The 1,561-nt window shown below is 72.3% G+C and carries 2 protein-coding genes; both read right to left on the bottom strand.

Going from position 1 to position 1,561, the window contains the following annotated elements; all coding sequences use genetic code 11:
• Positions 1-128: 128 nt before the first annotated feature.
• Entirely contained in the window at positions 129-968 is an 840-nt protein-coding gene (locus ND748_RS31675) for an SDR family oxidoreductase (protein WP_251749961.1), read from the bottom strand.
• Positions 969-1,144: 176 nt separating this feature from the next.
• Positions 1,145-1,561 (bottom strand): RecQ family zinc-binding domain-containing protein (locus ND748_RS31670; RefSeq protein WP_251749960.1); only part of this gene is annotated, 417 nt, incomplete at its 5' end.

Below are 1,561 nucleotides of genomic sequence, written 5' to 3'. Positions count from 1 at the left end.
GGGTCGCCGGGTGGGGGGTTGGTTCCGTCGGCCGCGGGAAGGCCGCGGCGCGCCGCGAACCCTCACGGCGGTGGGCGGCCGGGGTGGTCCGATCGGACCGCACGCAACGGCCGGCAGGGGTGGCCCGATCAGGCGACGCGACGCTTCGTCGGTGACCCGCCCGGCAGCGCGGCCAGCGAGCCGGACCGCAGCACCCGCTCGGTGATCCGCGCGACCAGGCCGCGGGGCAGCAGCCGGGAGGCGTTGGACGTCAGGTAGTTCAACCGGCCGTCGATGACGTACGCCTGGCCCCGGTCGAGGGCGCGGAAGGCCGCCGCCACCACCTCGTCGGTGGTTCGCAACCGGCCGCCGGCGGACATCCGCGAGCCCAGCACCTCGAAGAAGTCGGTGTCGGTCGGTCCTGGGCACAGGGCGAGCACGCGCACCCCACGTGGCCGGCACTCGGCCCACAGGCCGATGGAGAACGACAGGACGAAGGCCTTGGAGGCCCCGTAGACCGCCATGTAGGGGACGGCCTGGAAGCCCGAGGTCGACGACACGTTGATGATGGTGCCGGAGCCCCGGGCGACCATGGTGGGCAGGAACAGGTGCGCGACCCGCTCCACCGCCACGACGTTCACCATCACCTCGCGGTGGTCCCGGTCCGCGGACAGCTCGTGGTACGGCCCACGGGTCCCGAAGCCGGCGTTGTTGACGAGAATGTCGATCTCCAGGCCGGTTTCGGCGACCGCCTTGGCGAGCTGATCGGGGCCGCTTTCCTCGGCGAGGTCGATGGGCACGGCATGCACCTCGACCCCGTAGCGGTTGCCCAGCCGCTGCGCGACCTCCTTGAGTCTGGACTCCGCCGGCGCCACCAGGACGAGCGTGGCGCCCCGGGCCGCATACGCCTGCGCGAAGGCCGCGCCGATGCCTGACGACGCCCCTGTGACCAGGGCGGTGCTCATCTTGAGATCCGCTTGCGCGGTCATGGTCCTCCCTGCTCTGCCGGGCGCGTGACCATGCTTGGGTCCCACGCACGGCACGCGACGATGTCAGGAAAGGACATCATCGGACATCTGGGGACGGACCGGGCAGTCGACATTGCGACGGTCGTACCTGTAGGTGCGGGCCCTTCGGTGGGGGGAAGCCCTGCGGCGCAGGTCCTTCAGGTCCGGTCGAGCAGGTGACGCTCCCGTACCGCCCCCACCGACAGGGTGCGGTAACCGACATCGTCGAACAGCACGGTGATGCGATCGCCATCCTCCTTGACGACCTGCCCCTGGCCCCACGAGACGTGGCGCACCGCTGTGCCGGCGGGGAACGGCACCTCGCCGCCGGCGGATTCGGCCCGCCGCTGGACCGGCAGACCGGCCAGGCAGTTGTCGCAACGCCCGCACGGGCCACTGGTCGTCTCGCCGAAGTAGGCCAGCAGGAACGCCCGCCGGCAGTCCCGGGTCTCGGCGTAGCCGCGCATCATCTCGACACGGGAACGTTCGACCTCGACCCGCGCCTCGGCCACCCCGACCGCGCGCCGAGCCGCCTCCTGCGGGTCCGGGCCGTCGGCCCGCGCGGCGATGCGCCC

Origin of the sequence: Frankia sp. AiPs1, from assembly GCF_023716945.1 — a bacterium.
Lineage (GTDB): Bacteria > Actinomycetota > Actinomycetes > Frankiales > Frankiaceae > Frankia.
The sequence above is the reverse complement of the archived record's forward strand: the minus strand, read 5'-3'. Positions and strand labels throughout refer to the sequence as shown.